This is a genomic window from Urechidicola vernalis (assembly GCF_031846385.1).
In the GTDB taxonomy this organism is placed as follows: Bacteria; Bacteroidota; Bacteroidia; order Flavobacteriales; family Flavobacteriaceae; genus Urechidicola; species Urechidicola vernalis.
The window spans coordinates 671,701-687,206 of the sequence record NZ_JAVRHV010000001.1 but is presented as its reverse complement, the minus strand read 5'-3'; the positions used below and the strand labels follow the sequence as shown (position 1 = coordinate 687,206).

At 31.8% G+C, this 15,506-nt stretch carries 15 protein-coding genes and 1 pseudogene; 11 read left to right on the top strand and 5 right to left on the bottom strand.

The window, feature by feature from the left end:
* Positions 1-54: 54 nt before the first annotated feature.
* Both glyA and RM519_RS03015 read left to right on the top strand, forming a co-directional pair.
* Complete coding sequence (gene glyA / locus RM519_RS03020; RefSeq protein ID WP_311592049.1) at positions 55-1,329, top strand: serine hydroxymethyltransferase; 1,275 nt, start codon at positions 55-57, stop codon at positions 1,327-1,329.
* A gap of 21 nt (positions 1,330-1,350) precedes the next feature.
* Complete coding sequence (locus tag RM519_RS03015) at positions 1,351-1,755, top strand: DUF2059 domain-containing protein (RefSeq protein WP_311592048.1); 405 nt, start codon at positions 1,351-1,353, stop codon at positions 1,753-1,755.
* A 47-nt stretch (positions 1,756-1,802) separates the two neighbouring features.
* On the opposite strand, the gene RM519_RS03010 is transcribed toward RM519_RS03015, so the two are convergent.
* From RM519_RS03010 to RM519_RS02995, 4 genes are all read right to left on the bottom strand, one after another.
* Entirely contained in the window at positions 1,803-3,596 is a 1,794-nt protein-coding gene (locus tag RM519_RS03010; protein WP_311592047.1) for an adenylate/guanylate cyclase domain-containing protein, read from the bottom strand.
* A 59-nt stretch (positions 3,597-3,655) separates the two neighbouring features.
* Positions 3,656-4,105, bottom strand: a complete 450-nt coding sequence (locus RM519_RS03005; RefSeq protein WP_311592046.1) for a hypothetical protein — start codon at positions 4,103-4,105, stop codon at positions 3,656-3,658.
* Between the two features lie 244 nt (positions 4,106-4,349).
* Positions 4,350-5,648: a carboxypeptidase-like regulatory domain-containing protein gene (locus tag RM519_RS03000; RefSeq protein WP_311592044.1), complete on the bottom strand. Its 1,299-nt coding sequence runs from the start codon at positions 5,646-5,648 to the stop codon at positions 4,350-4,352.
* A 114-nt stretch (positions 5,649-5,762) separates the two neighbouring features.
* Positions 5,763-7,085: a DNA recombination protein RmuC gene (locus tag RM519_RS02995; protein WP_311592043.1), complete on the bottom strand. Its 1,323-nt coding sequence runs from the start codon at positions 7,083-7,085 to the stop codon at positions 5,763-5,765.
* Between the two features lie 65 nt (positions 7,086-7,150).
* Here RM519_RS02995 and RM519_RS02990 point away from each other — a divergent pair, with 65 nt between their 5' ends.
* A complete protein-coding gene (locus RM519_RS02990; RefSeq protein ID WP_311592042.1) occupies positions 7,151-7,690 on the top strand; it encodes a 1-acyl-sn-glycerol-3-phosphate acyltransferase in 540 nt (179 codons plus the stop codon).
* Here the strand turns inward: RM519_RS02990 and RM519_RS02985 are convergent.
* The gene (locus RM519_RS02985) at positions 7,687-8,199 is read right to left on the bottom strand and encodes a GNAT family N-acetyltransferase (RefSeq protein WP_311592040.1); all 513 of its coding nucleotides are present in this window, start codon (positions 8,197-8,199) and stop codon (positions 7,687-7,689) included. The genes RM519_RS02990 and RM519_RS02985 overlap by 4 nt on opposite strands.
* Before the next feature lie 98 nt (positions 8,200-8,297).
* On the opposite strand from RM519_RS02985, the gene RM519_RS02980 reads away from it, so the two are divergent.
* From RM519_RS02980 to rpsA, 8 genes and pseudogenes are all read left to right on the top strand, one after another.
* Positions 8,298-9,485, top strand: coding sequence for a hypothetical protein (locus tag RM519_RS02980; RefSeq protein WP_311592039.1), 1,188 nt, complete (start codon positions 8,298-8,300; stop codon positions 9,483-9,485).
* A gap of 302 nt (positions 9,486-9,787) precedes the next feature.
* Positions 9,788-10,234: a DUF2141 domain-containing protein gene (locus tag RM519_RS02975; RefSeq protein WP_311592038.1), complete on the top strand. Its 447-nt coding sequence runs from the start codon at positions 9,788-9,790 to the stop codon at positions 10,232-10,234.
* Positions 10,235-10,236: 2 nt separating this feature from the next.
* Complete coding sequence (locus RM519_RS02970; RefSeq protein WP_311592037.1) at positions 10,237-11,553, top strand: histidine kinase; 1,317 nt, start codon at positions 10,237-10,239, stop codon at positions 11,551-11,553.
* A gap of 10 nt (positions 11,554-11,563) precedes the next feature.
* Entirely contained in the window at positions 11,564-11,836 is a 273-nt protein-coding gene (locus RM519_RS02965) for a 2TM domain-containing protein (protein WP_311592036.1), read from the top strand.
* A gap of 10 nt (positions 11,837-11,846) precedes the next feature.
* Positions 11,847-12,164: a 2TM domain-containing protein gene (locus tag RM519_RS02960; RefSeq protein WP_311592035.1), complete on the top strand. Its 318-nt coding sequence runs from the start codon at positions 11,847-11,849 to the stop codon at positions 12,162-12,164.
* 30 nt (positions 12,165-12,194) lie between these two features.
* Positions 12,195-12,950, top strand: a complete 756-nt coding sequence (locus RM519_RS02955; protein ID WP_311592033.1) for a LytR/AlgR family response regulator transcription factor — start codon at positions 12,195-12,197, stop codon at positions 12,948-12,950.
* A gap of 229 nt (positions 12,951-13,179) precedes the next feature.
* Positions 13,180-13,491 (top strand): annotated as a pseudogene (locus RM519_RS02950) (DUF2853 family protein); the annotation flags it as partial.
* Positions 13,492-13,623: 132 nt separating this feature from the next.
* Positions 13,624-15,459 (top strand): 30S ribosomal protein S1, encoded by a 1,836-nt coding sequence (gene rpsA / locus RM519_RS02945; RefSeq protein WP_432280179.1) that lies wholly within the window; start codon positions 13,624-13,626, stop codon positions 15,457-15,459.
* The last annotated feature ends 47 nt before the right edge of the window (positions 15,460-15,506 follow it).

Here is a 15,506-nt window from a genome sequence, read left to right as displayed (position 1 = left end):
ATGAATTGATTACTTTAGCTACGAATTTTTTAATCACTTTAATAGCAAAACAACATGGAAAGAGATCAATTGATTTTTGACTTGATTCAAGATGAAAAAAGCAGACAATTAAACGGAATAGAACTAATCGCTTCAGAAAACTTCGTGAGCGAACAAGTAATGGAGGCTATGGGCTCTGTTTTAACAAATAAATATGCAGAAGGATATCCGGGTAAAAGATATTATGGAGGATGTGAAGTAGTAGATGTTGTAGAGCAAATTGCTATTGACAGAGCAAAGGAATTGTTTGGAGCAGAATATGTTAATGTACAGCCACATTCTGGAAGTCAGGCGAATGCAGCGGTATATCATGCAATTTTAAAGCCAGGAGATAAAATTTTAGGATTTGATTTGTCTCATGGTGGTCATTTAACACATGGTTCTCCGGTAAATTTTTCTGGTAAGTTATACAAAACTTCTTTTTATGGAGTAGAGAAGGAAACAGGAGTTTTGAATTATGATAAAATTCAAGAAACTGCTTCTGCTGAGAAGCCTCAATTGATTATTGCTGGGGCCTCGTCATATTCTAGAGATATAGATTTCGCAAAGTTTAGAGAAATTGCAGATAGTGTAGGTGCACTTTTAATGGCAGATATTTCACATCCAGCAGGGTTAATTGCAAAAGGTATTTTAAATGACCCGATGCCGCATTGCCATATTGTTACGACAACTACTCATAAAACTTTAAGAGGACCAAGAGGAGGTATGATTATGCTAGGAAAAGATTTTCCAAATCCTTGGGGGCTGACCTTAAAGAGTGGAAAACCAAAAATGATGTCCACAATTATGAATTCTGCAGTATTCCCAGGAATGCAAGGAGGACCGCTAGAACACGTTATTGCTGCGAAAGCGATTGCTTTTGGAGAGGCTTTAACCGATGAGTTTCTACACTATCAAGTACAATTAAAGAAGAACGCAGCAGCACTAGCAAAAGCGTTGGTTGATAGAGGGTATCACTTAATTTCTGGTGGAACTGATAACCATATGATGTTGATCGATTTGCGCAATAAAGGTATTTCTGGAAAAGATGCAGAACAAGCATTGGTGAAAGCAGATATTACCGTAAATAAGAATATGGTTCCTTTTGATGATAAATCACCATTTGTAACAAGCGGAATTAGAATTGGATCTGCGGCGATTACTTCAAGAGGAATGGTAGAGGATGAAATGGAAGCAGTGGTTGCCTTGGTAGATGAAGTAATTATGAATCACGACAATGAAGAGGTTCTAGAACAAGTTGCTCAAAAAGTAGAAGAGTTAATGGGGCATAGACCATTATTTAAAATGTAATTAATTTAAAAATTGAATAAAATGAAAAAAGGAATCCTAACCGTATTTTTAAGTGTAAGTTTATTATATACTGGATTTGCACAAGATGATGCGTTTACTGCTGATACTAAGGAATTAATGAAGATTACAAGTGTGTCTGCATTTGCTGATGTAATCAATCAAATGGGTGCAATGGTAAGTTCGGATAAAAAAGAGGCATTTACCGAAGAAGCGAACTTAACTTTAGGCGGTGTGATTGACAAATTAGCCGTAGTTTATATGGAAGAGTTTACACATGAAGAAGTGAAAGATTTATTGGCTTTTTATGCGACTCCGACAGGAAAGAAAATGGCTAATAAAACAATGGTTTTATCTCAAAAAGGAATGTCTATTGGGCAGGCTTGGGGGATTGAACTACAAGGTGTTGCTAGCAAATATGTAGAGTAATTTTAGTAATCTATTATCATAAAAAAACCGCCAAATAGGCGGTTTTTTTATGAATCTATTAAAAAATACATCTGTAATATTCCTTTATTTTTTACACTCATTTCCCCTCTTCTTTCAAACTTAAAATGATCTTTCACAAGATTATATGTTGAGTTGCTAATGTTGATTCTACCTGGTTCAGAACTAGATTCCATTCGTGATGCGGTATTAACAGTATCTCCCCATATGTCGTATGCAAACTTTTTTGATCCAACAACTCCCGCTACAACAGGACCAGAATTTATGCCGACTCGAATCTCGTAATGTGTAAATATTTTTGAACGATTATTTTTCGAATCTTCAACAAATTCAATAATCTCTTTTGCGGCATTAATTACTTTAACAGCATGGTTTTCATCTGGAAACGGTAATCCTGCAGCGCACATATAGGAGTCTCCAATTGTTTTTATTTTCTCCACTCCGTGTCGTTCAATAATTTTATCAAAATTGGAAAAGTAATAATCCACACTCTCGACTAATTGTTCAGGAGAAAGTTCCTCAGAATGACTTGTAAAACCTTTAAAATCTGTAAACATAACAGTTGTAGATTCATAACGTTTTGCTCTAACTTTCCCGGTATTTTTTAATTCGTTTGCTGTCTCTCCGGGTAAGATATTGTTTAGAAGGTTGTCTGATTTCTTTTTTTCATCAGCAATAATTTGACTTGTTTTTTTGATATATTTATTTCTATTAAATAATCCAATGGCCAATAACAGAACAAGAAATAAAACGATTGAAACCGTAATTGCAATATTTTTTTGATTTCGTTTTTGCTCATTTAGTAAATCAACTTGAACCTGTTTTTTAGACACCTCGTAATCTGTAGTGATATTTGCTATTTCTTGAACTTTGGATATGTTATTTAAACTGTCTTTATAAACAATATGTTGTTTGTAGTATTTAATATACGATTCAGTATTACCCATTTTTTCATGGGTTTCTGAAAGTTGTAAATAAGCATCACTGATTTGTTGTTTTAAGCCATAGTTTTTCGCAATTTTGAGACTTATTTCTGCATATTTTGTGGCAGAATTATAATCTTCTTTGAGAGCATAGATTTCTGACATATAGGCCAGGTAAGCCGAAATGCCATAGAAGTCCTCTTGTTCTTCTAATATTTTTATAGAGTTTTTTATTGCTTTAAGAGCAAGTGTGTCTTTTTCCTGCCTTGCATAAACGAGTCCCATGTTTCCAAGATAGTAAGCATAGCCTAATGGTTCATTCAAAAGTTGAAAAATGATCCCTGCTTCTTTAAAATATTTGGAAGCAGAATTCAATTTATCCTGACTTAAAAGTTCATCACCTGCGTTTAACAAAGCGGAGGCAAAATTAAGTGAGTCCTTTTCTATTTTTAATATGGCAATTGCCTGGTTGTAATAAGACATTGAATTTTTATGGTTGCCCATAAGAGAATATACATCGGCAATTGTACTGTTTATAATTCCTAATCTATTTCCATTATCACTCTCTTTTATAATGCGGGCAGCAGTGAAATAGTTTTCCAAGGCATGTGTTAAATCCCCCTTAATTCTAAGGGCATTTCCTTTATTCAAAAACCCTTTAAATAAGTATTGAGTAGAATCAACAGCTTCCGCCATTAATATTAGTTCATCACTATACTTAATCGCCAAATCAAGATTTGGATGATTATGAGATAGTTTCTCTAAAAGAATTAACTGTGTTTTTTCATTGTATAAGTTAGACTCGTAAATCTGCGTCAAACTGTCTACTTCTTTCGAAATTTGGCTATAGGATTTAAAACAAAGACTGGAAAAAATGACAATTACTAAAAATAACCTCATTTCGGAATATCGATTTTAAAAATGAATATGTTTAGAATAAAGTTTTAATTCAATTAGAATTAGCGTTCACCAACTTTTAATTTTGGATCTATACTTTGTTGATTACCATTAATAGTGAAAACGATCTCATAGGTATAATCCACATTTTTTTTGTTTTTCTTTACCTTTGCTTTAACTTCTTTTTTATCTCCATTACCTCTTTGACCTCTTATTTTGTCATTTTGAAAAATTTTATTTCCTCTTACATAGTTAATTTCATCAATGTCAAATTCCTCATCATTCATAGTCAAACCTTCCCAAATAACCTCATCTTCTTCATAAACGAGAATGGTATATTCTTTAAGACTAGAAGAGTTTAAGACAGTCGCGTTATCACTTGATTCAAAATGAAAAGACCCATCATTGTTTTGAATTAGGGTAATAGTGTATGTTTCTTGGGCGTATCCAATAAAAGTTATTAGAAAAAGACCTAGAATGCTTAATACGGTTGTTTTTAAATTTGATTCCATTGTAATTAATTTAAGTTTGGTTAATATGTATAAAATTCCATACAACAAATTGTACAGTTATATGCAAAAAAATAAGGGGGGTTTTTGATTAAAACAATCAATTTTATTCAACCAATCTGTAGTTAATAGGTTGATAATTAAAACGTAATATATTCAAATATACGATTTTTATTTTAATGGTAATGGAGGTAGAAGAAGAGCTATTTATGCTTATTTTATGTAAGGATAAATTAATTTACACAAATTATTGTCCTCTTTTTAACTGCTTAGCAATTTTACTAATAGCAGATTCAATGGATTTTTCTGGTTCTATAATATTGTATTCTCCCCAAAACTCAGGGTCTGAAAATCCTGAAGCTTCATCAACTAATACTGTAGTAGGTCTTAACATTTTTCCTGATTCTAGTTTTCCAGAGTTATCAGTTTTCCAATCTGTAACTGCCATTTCAATTCCTAAGGTATAGTTACTGTTAAATATTTTATTCCTCCAGTTCACCTTAAAGCCCAATTGAATATTACTGTAGCCATAATACCATTTTCCATTTTTCGTTTTAAAATCTACTCGGTAATTAGCTTGTGTAGGAGTAACATCTACTTTTCTAGGTTTTTTATATACAAACATCTCACTCACCATTTTTTTGTTGGTCAAATTAAGACTAAAAACAGCACTAACAAATGTCGTGGTTTCCATATCTATATATAATTTCCCGTAATAATATGGATCCGTTAACCCTTTCTTTTGTTTAAATTTCACAACATACACATCTCTATTATTTATTTGAGTGGTCGATTCTATAGAAAAATCATAAAATTTATATGTGTCTTTATTGAATACATATTCAGGATATTTTACCATATCAGTATGTAAGGTGGTATAAGGTCCTCCACGTAATTTTAGTGCAATAGTATCAAGTTTTGCGTAATCAGTGTTTTTACGAGATTTTATTAATTGAATTCGATCATCTCTATTTGTTTCATACGGTATTTTATAAATATCTACTACCGCTTCAGATAGTGAAGCATTTTTTCTTCCCTTTTTAATGGTTTCTCTATAAAAGGCTGTCATCAATAGTTGATTAGAATCGTAGTTTTCATTTTTATTATTTAAAGCAGTTTTAATAAGTTCTAAGGCATCTTTTGGTTCAGACACATTTACTGCACTTAATTGATTTACAGACACTTCTAGAGATATAATGTTTTTCCCTTTGTTTAAACTTTCTATTGGCATTAGTAAATCTTTATAACCTAAAAAGGATACTGTAATTACGCCGCCAAGTAAATTATTTGGAACTTTCAATAAAAATGCTCCTTCTGTATTGGTTACGGTTCTAATATTTGACTCATTGATACTAATATCAGCAAAAACAAGTTTTTCTTTGGTGTTAATATCAATAACAGTTCCTTTAAATTCAGTGAATGACTGTTGACTTTTTTGAATATTAGTAAAATTGTTTGCAGCAAGTTTTGGAGAATTTACGAGCAATGAAAATAGAGCTATGGCTATTATTGTGGTCCAGCGATGAAATGAAGTAGGTTGTTTCATAAGTTCTAAATTTTAATAAAAAAGTTTATTCTATGTGTTTTCTTTTTAGTTATGAAAACTAACTAAAGAGTATCATACTTTCTAAATTGGACTTCTAAGTTAAGAAATACTTTTTTAAGATTCGCTTTCACTTGCCCTGTCTAATAAATTTTTATTTATATTCTTGTTGGCTTTCGCTCCCAATTCTTTAATACGCTCTACTTTTCTAATCAAGTTTCCTTTGCCCGTTAATTTTTTCATAGAACTGTCATAACTGCCCTGAACTGTTTTTAATTGGTTGCCAACTTTAATAAAATCGTCGGTTAAATTCACAAACTGATCGTATAATCTGCCAGCTTGTTCGGCAATTTCAAGAACGTTTTTCTTTTGGTTTTCCTGACGCCACATAGACGAAACGGTACTTAAAGTTGCCAATAAGGTAGACGTTGAAACCAATACTACATTTTTATCTAATGCCTCTAAATATAAATTTTTGCTTTCATGCAAAGCCAACATTAAGGCTGGCTCAATTGGAACAAACATCAGAACATAATCAGGAGAATTGATTTCATAAAGATCTGAGTATTTTTTTTCTCCTAAACCTTTAAAGTGTTTTCTTAAACTTTCTATATGCTTTTTTAAATGTTGTTGTTTTAAGGGATCGTCATCTTCGCTGAAATACCGTTCATAATCAACTAAAGAAACCTTCGCATCAACAATTAAATGCCTGTTGTCTGGAAGGTTGATGACAAAATCAGGTTTTTTTAATGTTCCTTCTTCATCTCTATATCCGCCTTGAGTTGTGTAATGAATTTCTTTCGAAAGGTTTGCTTTTTCAAGTAATACTTCAAGTTGTGTTTCCCCCCAATCTCCCTGTACTTTACTGTCTCCTTTTAGCGCTTTGGTAAGGTTTATGGCCTCTTTACTCATTTGTTCGTTTAACTCTTTAAGTCCAACTATTTGTTGTCTTAGGGCTGCATGACGATCTATAGAGTCTTTATGCGTATCTTCAACTTTCTTTTCGAATGTTTTTATTTTTTCCTGCAAAGGATTTAGAATCGTTTCTAAATTCTCTTTGTTTTGTTTCGTGATTTTTGAAGAATTAGATTCTAAAATTTCATTTGCCAAGACTTTAAACTCTTTAGTAAATTTTTCTTGTAATTTTTCTACCTCTTGTTTATTCTCAACTAATTTTTGATTCGTGTTTTTTAATTCTGAATCTTTACGTGTAAAATCGATAGTCAATTGCTCCTTTTCATTTCTAATCAATTCTAGATCCTCTTGCATGCGTTTTATTAAGCGTTCTTTTTCCTCCATTGCAATTTTTTGGGATTCTAACGAAGCATTAAGACCAGCACTTGTGTTTTTTAGTTTTAAAGTAGTTATAGTTTTGCCTACAACAAACCCAACAGCAAAAAAAACTAGCGCAATGAGAATTGAAAGTATATAGGGATTCATAGTTAGAATATTAGATTATAAAATTAAGATTTTTATATTTGTCTACATAAGAATCAAACGAATTTATGAAAGGAATTAGCCGATTTATTTTACACGCTTTAATGGGCTGGAAAATTGAAGGTGGTTTTCCTTCAGATATTAAAAAATATATAATTATTGTGGCGCCACATACACATTGGATTGATTTTATAATGGGTTTGTTGATTCGGAGTTCTACTGGTTTAAAAGCGAATTATATTGGAAAAGCATCTTTGTTTAAAGGGCCTTTTGGGTTCGTTTTTAGAATGACGGGGGGTGTTCCTGTAAATAGGTCTCAAAGCACAAATAAAGTTGATGCTATTGTAGAGTTGTATAATTCTAGAGAGAAATTTGTGTTGTCTTTATCGCCAGAAGGCACGAGAAAAAAAGTAGAAGTTTGGAAGTCTGGATTTTATCATATTGCTAAGGGAGCAAATGTACCAATTGTTAGAACGGTGTTAGATTTCGAACATAAATTAATTATCATAGCCGAACCTTTTTACACGACCTCCAATAAAGAAACCGATATAAAAGAAATTAGATCATTGTATAATGGTGTAAAAGGAAAAATTCCGGAATACAGTTAATTTAATTTCTTTTCGTACAAATTGTTAAGTGAAAGAGGCATTTGTACTTCACCAATTTTTTTGAACCCTTGCTTTTCATAATAAGAGCATAGTCCTTTATTACTAGCTAAACAGTCTAGTCGCAGAAGTAAGATGTCTTTTGCAATTAATTCTTGTTCTACTTGAGTTACTATTTTATTTCCGTAACCACGCCCATTAAATTTTGAGTCAATAACCAAGGAGTGAATATACCCTGCTTTATCGTTTTGTTTGCCCCAGTACAATTCATCTTCATATAACAATCGAAACATACCAATAACGCTTTCGTTCGCCGTGACAAAGAAGAATTCATTATTCAATAAGCCATGTTTCAGCCAATCAATTTTTTCTTTAGGTGGATTTTGCCAGTATTTCCACTGGTCAATACCTTTTTCTTCCAATTCTATAGAGGCGTTTTTTAATAATCGTATTATGCTGTTTAAATCTGATTTATTGGCTTGATTGAAAGTCATGAGTTTTATTTGTTTCAAAAATAAGGTGAATTGGTGATTGGTAAAAAAAATACCCTAAATTCGCCCTAAAAATATGTTTTGGCACGCTAAATGTAGTAGCCATTAAAACTAATATTATGAGAAAAACCCTACTTTATTCATTTACCTTATTGTTAATTGTTGCTTGTAGTAGTGCTAAATCTACTCAGAAAGCGATAAACACAGGAAACTACGACAAAGCGATAAATCTTGCACTTCAAAAATTAAGAAATAATAAAACGAAGAAAGGAAATCAGCAATATGTATATATGTTAGAAGAAGCCTTTGCAAAAGTTACAGAACGTGATTTAGGTCAGATTTCATTTTTACAGAGCGAATCTAACCCTGAAAATTTGGAGCAAATTTACAAGTTATATGTAGCCTTAAATAATAGGCAAGAAAGAATTCGTCCTTTGCTACCACTTCCAATTATAGAAACGGGTAAGAATGCAAAGTTCACCTTTAACAATTATAGCGCGGATCTGATTACTTCAAAAGAGAACTTGTCTTCGTACTTATACAATCAAGCGGTGGGAGGAATAAATACAAATGATAAAAATAGTTTACGATCAATTTATTATAATTTAGAATATTTAGAAGAGATTAATCCTAATTATAAGGATGTAAGAACTCTAATGAATGAGGTTCATGCCAAAGGAATTGACTATGTTTTTGTTTCTGTAAATAATGATAGCGAAAAGGTAATTCCGCTAAGATTAGAAGAAGATCTTCTAAATTTCGATACGTATGGTTTAAATGATTTATGGACTGTTTATCACAGCTCTAAAAGTGCAGATATTAATTATGATTTTGGTTTGGAATTAAACTTAAGGACCATCGAAGTTTCTCCTGAGCGTATTAAGGAAAAAGAGGTGCATCAAGAAAAATTAATAAAAGACGGGTTTACCTATGTGGTTGATGATAACGGAAATAGAGTAAAAGACAGCTTGGGCAATCAAATTAAAGTAGATAAAATGATTACTGTTAAATGTGAATTATTAGAAATAGGGCAACTAAAAACTTCTTTGGTTGCAGGCCAAGTTCAGTTTGTAGATTTTAATGCCAATCAAGTACTACAAACATTTCCTATTGAAAGCGAATTTGTATTTGAACATTACTATGCAACGTATAATGGTGATAGAAGAGCAGTTAATGGTAGTTATATAGAATGGATTACTTTAAAAGCGGCACCATTTCCTACAAACGAACAAATGATATATGATACGGGTACGGATTTAAAGGCGAGATTAAAGAGTATTATAACTCAGAATAAGTTTAGAAACTAAGGAATTAAATCTTTAATGCAATGATAGAAAGGCTGCCAAATGGCGGTCTTTTATTGTTTATATACAATTCATCCTAAAAAAATAACAGTTCGGTTTACTATTGTTTGGTAAACTTTATTTCTGCTGCACTTTTGTTGTGTAATTAATGCAAACATTTAAAAACTTATAAAGATGAAAACAATTATGTACACACCAACAGAAAGCAAAGAACATGCATTCTTTAGCAATTTTAAAAACAGTAAAAGAATCCGCTGGTCGGAAAACAGAAATTTTAAACATTAAGAACTATAAAAAAACTAATTATGATTAGAGTAGTATTAACAATAGTAATGTCTATGAGCGCCTTATTTGGGTTTTCACAAGACAGCAATTCAACAAAATCATTTAACAATGTAGAAGTTGCTATTAATGATATTAGTACCGATAAAGGGACTATCTATTATATGATCTTTGATTCTGAAGAGAGTTTTAACAAAAGAAATGCTCTGAAATCTTCATATTCAAAAATAACAAATGGAAAAACAACAACTTCATTTTCGGGTTTGCCAAATGGAAATTATGCAGTGCTTTGTTTTCATGATGTAAATGATAATCAACAAATGGATTTGTTAGAAAGTGTAATTCCGAAAGAGCAATATGGCGTAAGTAATAATGTGTTTAATTTTGGTCCTCCAAGTTTTGATGAGGCTAAATTTGAAGTTAACAACACAAACCTTACATTTGAGATTGAATTGATTCAAGTTTTATAAAGATGAGAAAAACAACGAAAAATCTAATATTGGTATTTGTAATTGGATGTGCAGTTTTTGTATTAGGCAATGTTCTATGGGGCGATAGATTTCAATACGAATCAACTCAAGATTTTATAATTGAATTCACATTCTATCAATTGTATGCTTTTGTATTGGGATATTCTAACATGTATTTTTTCGATTATCTAAATGGTAGAAAATGGAAAGAAGGAGAAACACCAATAAGAATTATTATCGGCATATTTGGTTCGGTTATACTAACATTATTGGGACTTTTCGTATTAAGATTATTAACAGATGTCTTTCTTAACGGACAAACAGTAGAAAATTTCTTGGCAAATGAATCTTGGAAAGCCTATTCTTTTGGTTTATGGATAACCTTAACTATTGTAGTTTCGTTTCATGTATTTTATTTCTATAATAAATATCAGCAAAAGAAAGTAAAAGAATCTCAGTTGGTAGCAAAAACTGAAACGGCCAAGTTTGAGTCTTTAAAAAATCAATTAGACCCACACTTTTTATTCAATAGTCTAAACGTATTAACGTCGCTAATTGACGAAAACCCAAGACAGGCAGAGAAATTTACAACAAAGTTGTCTAAGGTATATAGATATGTATTAGAGCAAAAAGACAAGGATTTAATTCCTGTTGAAGAGGAATTGAAATTTGCAAAGTCTTACATGGACTTACTTAAAATGCGATTTGAAGATGGTATTACATTTAAAATTCCTGATACGGTAAGTGATCCAGATTTAAAAATTGTGCCATTATCATTACAACTTTTATTAGAAAACGCGGTAAAACATAATACAATTAAATCTACAAAGCCTTTGAGTATTGAGATCTTTGAGAAAGATGGTTCTTTAATAATTAAGAATAATGTAAACCCAAAAGCATCTATAGAAAAAGGAACTAAGGTTGGCTTAAGAAATATAAATCAGCGGTATAGTCTGGTTTCAAAGGCTAAAGTTGAAATCACGAACAACAATAAAGAGTTCAAAGTTAAATTACCGTTGTTAACACAAAAAATTAAAAAAATGAAAACTGATTATATAAACGATAATAGCAAATATTTAAGAGCAAAGAAAAGAGTAGAAGATTTAAAGGGATTCTACGGAAGTATCGTAGCCTATTGTATTGTAATCCCATTTTTAATCTATATAAACTTAAGTACTTCACCAGGATTCCATTGGTTTTGGTTTCCAATGGGAGGTTGGGGCTTAGGAATTGTAATACAAGCATTTCAAATCTTTGGTTATGGAGCAAGTTGGGAGCAGCGTAAGATTAGAGAAATAATGAATAAAGAAAACTTATAAAATTAGAGTAATGGACGATAAAGAATTACAAAGAAGATATATCAAAGCAGAAAAAAGAGTGAAAGAAATTAAAGCATTCTACTCGAACGTTACTGCATATTGTATCATAATTCCCTTTTTAATATTTATTAATTATATGACTTATTGGGAGTATCAATGGTTTTGGTTTTCTGCAATAGGCTGGGGAATAGGAGTGTTAATTCATGCTTTTATAACTTTTGGGGTGCCAAGAGATTGGGAAGATAAAAAGATTAAGGAATTAATGGAAAATGATGAATTTTAAATTTTAAATGATGGAAAAAGATTATTTCGAAGAGGAAAAATATGCACGGGCTCAGAAACGTGTTAAAGATATAAAAGGGTTTTACTGGCATTTATTCTGGTATTTAGTTGTGAATATATTCATCACATTTGGAGGAACCATTCGTAGGATGTTTTTTGATGGTGAAATACATTTCTATCCAGATTTTGGAATATTTTCAGTTTGGTTCTTTTGGGGAATTGGATTGGTGTCGCATTGGATAGGTGTTTTTGGGAAGAATCTTGTTTTTTCAAAAAACTGGGAAGAGCGTAAGATTAAGAAATATATGGATGAAGACTCCTTAGACTAATGGTAATAATAAATTTATTTTAATAAAACTATGAAAGTAATTATTGTTGAAGATGAAAAGCCGTCTGCAAGACGCTTGTCTAGAATGCTAGCAGAAATCAATATTGAAACCCAAGCCATGTTGCATTCGGTAGAAGAATCGGTTGCTTATTTTAAAGATAATGAGCATCCAGATCTTATAATGCTAGACATTCAATTGTCAGATGGATTGTCATTTGAAATATTTGATCAAGTAGAAGTGAATAGCGCCATTATTTTTACAACTGCTTATGATGAGTATGCTTTAAAGGCATTTAAGTTAAATAGTATAGATTATTTACTAAAGCCAATAGACGATGAAGAATTGAGCAATGCTATTGATAAGTTTAAACTAAACCGACCAGAAAAACACAACTTGCAGGTAGATTTAGAACAAATAAAGAAACTCTTGGTAAATCCACTTGATAAAACGTTTAAAAAGCGCTTTACTATAAAAGTAGGGCAACATATTAAAATTGTTCCAATAGATGAAATTGAATGTTTTTATAGCGAAAACAAAGGTTCTTACTTGTTTACATCTTCAAAACGGGATTATTTAATAGATTATTCTTTAGAAGAATTAGAAACAGAATTAGACCCTACTAAATTCTTTAGAGTAAGTCGAAAATTTTACGTGAATTTAGATGCTATAAAAGATATTGTTTCGTACACCAATAGTAGATTAAAAGTAATCTTAAACAATTATTCTGAAAACGAAATTATTGTAAGTAGGGAAAAGGTGAAAGATTTTAAAAAGTGGATTAGTTAATTATAGGCCATGCCCACTATCATTTAACTGTCTAAAGGTTATTTTTTTACTACTGAAAAAATCTCCAAATTATAGTTTGTAAATTCGATTTAGAATTCATACATTTGCACTCCTTTTTACGAGTACAGATTTTGAAAGGGTTGAATATCGAATTATTATTAATTTCTCTTAGTGGAAATTTCGTTTAAAAGATCTGATTTTTAGTAAGATACAAAGCGATGGAGACATTATGTCAAAATTACAAGAAAAAATAGACCTTTACTCAAGTGAGGTTGAAAAGTTAGGATTAGGATTAAATGCTGAATTATTAGCAGCCGTAACGAAGGGATTAGGACCTTCAATCTACAAAGCGGATTCCGAGAAAGTATCCTCATCAAACAAGAAAGAATTAGAAACAATCAAGAAAAACTTTTTAATTAAAAAGTTAGGATTGGAAGATAGCGAAGCACTAGATACTGCTATTGCATCTGCTATCGAGAAAATTGGAAAATCAAATAGAAATAAATACCGCGCTATTTTCTATACCATTTTGGTAGAAGATTTAGGCGCACAATCAATTTTCGCAGAAGCGAAAGAATCAAAACAAAAAGAAGTGTCAGAACAAACAAAAAAAGAAGAAGTAGTTGTAGAAGAAGCAGCTGCCGAAACAGTAAACGAAGTAGTAGCAGGAGTTATTGATGAGCCTGTAGCCGAAGTAGTAGAAGAAGTAGAAGAAGATGTTGTAGAAGAAAAACTAGAATTAGTTGAAGAAGAAGAAAATACGGCTGCTACGCCAGAGGAGTTTTTAGAAAACTTTGATTGGCATAAGTACGAGCAAGGTATCGAAGAAGTAGAAGAAGAAAAGTTAAAAGCATTTGAAGCTGCTTTAGAAGGTACTGTAGGTTTCGTAACAGAAAGAGAAGTAATTGAAGGAACAGTTATTAGAAAAACTGAACGTGAAGCAATTATTGATATCAACTCTAAGTCAGAAGGAGTTATTTCTTTAAACGAATTCCGTTACAACCCTAATTTAGCAGTAGGAGATACTGTTGAAGTATTGGTTGACAAAAGAGAAGATATTACTGGTCAATTAGTATTATCACACAAAAAAGCTCGTGTAATCAAAGCATGGGATAGAGTAAATGCAGCACACGAATCTGGAGAAGTTGTTAACGGATTTGTTAAATGTAGAACTCGTGGTGGTATGATTGTAGACGTATTCGGAATTGAAGCGTTCTTACCAGGATCACAAATTGATGTGAAGCCAATTAGAGATTACGATCAGTATGTAGAGAAAACAATGGAATTCAAAGTTGTGAAAATCAACCACGAATTTAAAAACGTTGTAGTATCGCATAAAGCATTAATCGAGGCTGATATCGAATTACAGAAAAAAGAAATCATCGGTAAATTAGAGAAAGGACAAGTATTAGAAGGTGTTGTTAAAAACATTACTTCTTACGGTGTATTCGTTGATTTAGGTGGTGTAGATGGTTTAGTACATATTACAGATTTATCTTGGAGTAGAATTAATCACCCAAGTGAAATTTTAGAATTAGACCAAAAATTAAACGTTGTAATCTTAGATTTCGACGATCAGAAAACAAGAATCCAATTAGGATTGAAGCAATTAAGCGCTCACCCATGGGATGCTTTAAATGCTGATCTTAAAGTTGGTGATAAAGTAAATGGTAAAGTTGTTGTAATTGCAGATTACGGTGCATTTATCGAAGTATCTGAAGGTGTTGAAGGTTTAGTACACGTTTCTGAAATGTCATGGTCTACGCACTTACGTTCAGCTCAAGACTTTGTAAAAGTTGGAGATGAAGTAGAGGCTGTAGTATTAACGTTAGATAGAGAAGACCGTAAAATGTCTCTTGGTATCAAACAATTACACCCAGATCCATGGACAGATATTACTAAGAAATATCCTGTAGGTTCTACACACGAAGGAATTGTAAGAAATTACACAAACTTTGGAGTATTTGTTGAGTTAGAAGAAGGAATTGACGGATTAGTTTATATCTCTGATTTATCTTGGACTAAGAAAGTGAAGCACCCATCTGATTTCACAGCAATTGGTGATAAACTATCTGTACAAGTATTAGAATTAGACGTTGAAGGTCGTAAGTTAAACTTAGGACACAAGCAAACTCAAGATAACCCTTGGGATGCTCATGAAGCAACATACGCTATCGATTCAGTTCATACAGGAACTGTAAAAGAAACTACTGATAAAGGTGCAATTGTAACTTTAGAAGAAGGTGTAGATGCATTCGTTCCAGGACGTCATATGTCTAAAGAAGATGGTTCTAAATTAGTAAAAGGTGATACTGCTGAATTCAAAATTTTAGAATTCAACAAGGAGTACCGTAGAATCGTTATTTCTCACTCTGCTATCTTTAGAGCTGAAGAGCAAAAGAATATTAAAGCTGCTGCTAGAAAATCACAAGATGCTGATAAACCAACATTAGGTGATGCTAACGACGCTTTACAAGCATTGAAAGATAAAATGGACGGGAAGGCTTAATTCCTAACCATTTAAATAATTTAGAAGCCGTTCACGAAAGTGAACGG

Excerpts from the sequence above, each read along its gene's own strand:
- glyA (WP_311592049.1), top strand. The coding sequence starts at position 55 with ATGGAAAGAGATCAATTGATTTTTGACTTGATTCAAGATGAAAAAAGC.
- RM519_RS03015 (WP_311592048.1), top strand. The coding sequence starts at position 1,351 with ATGAAAAAAGGAATCCTAACCGTATTTTTAAGTGTAAGTTTATTATAT.
- RM519_RS03010 (WP_311592047.1), bottom strand. The coding sequence starts at position 3,596 with ATGAGGTTATTTTTAGTAATTGTCATTTTTTCCAGTCTTTGTTTTAAA.
- RM519_RS03005 (WP_311592046.1), bottom strand. The coding sequence starts at position 4,105 with ATGGAATCAAATTTAAAAACAACCGTATTAAGCATTCTAGGTCTTTTT.
- RM519_RS03000 (WP_311592044.1), bottom strand. The coding sequence starts at position 5,648 with ATGAAACAACCTACTTCATTTCATCGCTGGACCACAATAATAGCCATA.
- RM519_RS02995 (WP_311592043.1), bottom strand. The coding sequence starts at position 7,085 with ATGAATCCCTATATACTTTCAATTCTCATTGCGCTAGTTTTTTTTGCT.
- RM519_RS02990 (WP_311592042.1), top strand. The coding sequence starts at position 7,151 with ATGAAAGGAATTAGCCGATTTATTTTACACGCTTTAATGGGCTGGAAA.
- RM519_RS02980 (WP_311592039.1), top strand. The coding sequence starts at position 8,298 with ATGAGAAAAACCCTACTTTATTCATTTACCTTATTGTTAATTGTTGCT.
- RM519_RS02975 (WP_311592038.1), top strand. The coding sequence starts at position 9,788 with ATGATTAGAGTAGTATTAACAATAGTAATGTCTATGAGCGCCTTATTT.
- RM519_RS02970 (WP_311592037.1), top strand. The coding sequence starts at position 10,237 with ATGAGAAAAACAACGAAAAATCTAATATTGGTATTTGTAATTGGATGT.
- RM519_RS02965 (WP_311592036.1), top strand. The coding sequence starts at position 11,564 with ATGGACGATAAAGAATTACAAAGAAGATATATCAAAGCAGAAAAAAGA.
- RM519_RS02960 (WP_311592035.1), top strand. The coding sequence starts at position 11,847 with ATGGAAAAAGATTATTTCGAAGAGGAAAAATATGCACGGGCTCAGAAA.
- RM519_RS02955 (WP_311592033.1), top strand. The coding sequence starts at position 12,195 with ATGAAAGTAATTATTGTTGAAGATGAAAAGCCGTCTGCAAGACGCTTG.